The organism is Stenotrophomonas sp. P5_B8 (assembly GCF_054049855.1).
On record NZ_JBFULO010000502.1, the window covers coordinates 1 to 2,479 of the forward strand.

Annotated in this window: 2 protein-coding genes and 2 pseudogenes; 1 reads left to right on the top strand and 3 read right to left on the bottom strand. The window is 64.2% G+C overall.

Translation table 11 applies throughout. From position 1 onward, the window contains the following. Nucleotides 1-960 (bottom strand): alpha/beta fold hydrolase (locus tag ACXJKH_RS18595; RefSeq protein WP_457321579.1); only part of this gene is annotated, 960 nt, incomplete at its 3' end. 86 nt (nucleotides 961-1,046) lie between these two features. On the opposite strand from ACXJKH_RS18595, the gene ACXJKH_RS18600 reads away from it, so the two are divergent. Further along, a complete protein-coding gene (locus ACXJKH_RS18600) occupies nucleotides 1,047-1,646 on the top strand; it encodes a CGNR zinc finger domain-containing protein (protein WP_457321581.1) in 600 nt (199 codons plus the stop codon). Between the two features lie 96 nt (nucleotides 1,647-1,742). On the opposite strand, the pseudogene ACXJKH_RS18605 reads toward ACXJKH_RS18600, so the two are convergent. Together ACXJKH_RS18605 and ACXJKH_RS18610 are read right to left on the bottom strand one after the other, a co-directional pair. Then, nucleotides 1,743-2,062 (bottom strand): annotated as a pseudogene (locus ACXJKH_RS18605) (IS3 family transposase); the annotation flags it as partial. A gap of 224 nt (nucleotides 2,063-2,286) precedes the next feature. Continuing rightward, a pseudogene (locus tag ACXJKH_RS18610) lies at nucleotides 2,287-2,479 on the bottom strand (single-stranded DNA-binding protein); the annotation flags it as partial.

Sequence of the window (2,479 nt, forward strand, 5' to 3'; positions counted from 1 at the left end):
CGACTGCGCTCCGCTTCGGTGCGTGCCAACCCTCCGATCCAGAAACTCCCGGATTACCGGAATGATCTCGTCCGCATGCGTCTCCAGCGCGAAGTGCCCGGTATCGAAAAAGTGGATTTCGGCATCGGGAATGTCGCGCTTCCACGCCTCTGCACCGGCGGGCAGGAAGTACGGATCGTTTCGCCCCCACACGGCAAGCAGCGGCGGCCGATGCGTCCGGAAGTAGGCCTGGAACGCGGGGTAAAGCCGCACATTGGAGGCGTAGTCCAGCAGCAGGTCCAGCTGGATATCCGCGTTGCCGGGCCTGGATACATGCAGCCCCTCAAGGGTGTAGCCATCCGGCGCCACCAGGCTGGGGTCGCGCACGCCTTCCAGGTACTGCCATTTGATCGCAGCGGCCGTGGGGAACTCAGCCAGGGCAGCGCGGTTCTGCGCACTGGGATCGTTCCAGTAGGCGCGGATCGGATCCCACCCTTTCGCCAGGCCGTCCTCGTACGCGTTGCCGTTCTGCGAGATCAGGGCGGTGATCCGCTCTGGATTCGCGCTGGCAAGACGCCATACCACCGGGGCGCCGTAGTCGTGCACTACCAGCGCGTAACGCTCCAGCTTCAGCTGCTCGGTGAAGCGCTGCAGGGTCGCGGCCAGGGTGTCGAAGGTGTAGTCATACGCGCCACGCGCAGGTGCCTCGGTGTAACCGAAGGAGGGCAGGTCCGGGGCGATGACGTGGTACTTGTCCGACAGCGCCTCGATGACGTCCCGGTACATGTACGACGACGCCGCGAACCCATGCAGCAGGAGCACGGTGGGGCCCGAACGGGGGCCGGCCTCCCGATAGAACACCTTGACCTCGCCCACCTGTTCGTAGCGGTACTGGACTTGGGCGTGCGCGGTGGCGGTGGCGGTGGCGGCGAGCAGGGCAGCCGTCGCGCCGAATCGGGCGAGCGTACTCGAAGGAGTCATGAGCGTTTTATGTAACCACATTGGAGTTGATTTGAAGGTTACGCACGGCAGTGGTAACCTGTCAACAACATTTAAAGGGGTTACGAATGATCGACTCAGCTCCATCCCCCGCGCTGTTCGTGGCCAATGATCTGGCGCTCGACTTCATCAACTCGGCCTACGGCCCCAGTACGGCCATGGTGGACGTGTTTCAGGGCGACCAGGCGGCAGTCGACTGGCTGGCCGCGGCGGGCGTCCTGGACGCAGGCGCGGTCCCCATTCCGAAGGGCGTGGCGGCGCTGGCGGCCGCCCTGCGCGACGAAGCACGCGAACTGCTGGCGGCTGCACGGGCAGGTCGACCGTTCCAGGCACCGGTGGTGAACAGGGTGCTGGAGGCTGGCCGACCGATCGTTCAACTGCAGTCGTCCACTGACGGTGCAGGCCCTTGCGTGGTCGAACGGCGCCGCGATGACAGCGCAGAAAGCCTGCTGGAGCCCATCGCAGTGGCGCTGAGCCGGCTCCTCGCCGGTGGCGACCTGCAGCACGTACGCGAGTGTGAAGCGCATGACTGCACACTGCTGTTCCATGACACGACCAAGTCGCGAAAGCGCCGTTGGTGCAGCATGGCGCTGTGCGGGAACCGGATGAAAGTGGCGGCGTTCCGGTCTCGCAAACTGAATCCCCCCGGGTTCGGTGGAGGCCAGTAGGTTTACGTCAGGCCACCACCGCGGCGGCTTGACTGGCTAGTTGCCGATAGTAGTTTGCCTCGGCTTCGGCAGGCCGGATATAGCCGATGGGTTCCAGCTGTCACTGATGGTCGTGCGCACGGTCTTGCCTGGCCTCACACCTTGCAATCCAAGGCGGCGCATCAGTCCCTCGACGGTACAACGCGCCACCGCCGTTCCCTCGCGAGCCAGTTGACGCCAGACCTTCACCGCGCCGTGGACTTGCATGTTGGACTGCCAGACACGCTCGATCTGAGGAGCGAGGAGGTCGTCGCCGTGCGCACGCGAACAGCGCTGTTGCGGATCGCGCCGAAGCGCCGCATACCGTCGATACCCAGACGGGAAATCTGCAGGATCTTGCAGATCGGCTCGCCCCCGAACGCATCCCGATGCGTATCAAAAAGAGCGGAAATGCTTCCCGATCTGGAAGCACCGGGGAGCGTTCACCGGACGCGAACAGACCAAGCCGAACACGGAATTCTGGTGCCATCGTTTACATCCTCTACAAATGGAAGATGGAAACGAGATCAGCACATGGGAGAGCCGCGGCCGCAAATAGCAGAAACCCCGGTAAGTACAKGTACTTACCGGGGCCTTGTCTACATAATTCTGCAGCTAAAAATCAGAACGGAATATCGTCGTCAGCGAAGTCGTCCATCGGCGGCGCCGACTGCGCCGGTGCCTGCTGCGGACGCTGCTGGCCATAACCGCCACCCTGCCCGCCCTGGCGCTGACCGCCGCCACCACCGCCGCCGCCGCCGTACTCCTGGCGCGGGGCTTGCTGGCGCTGCGGACGCTCGCCGCCACCGTAGTTG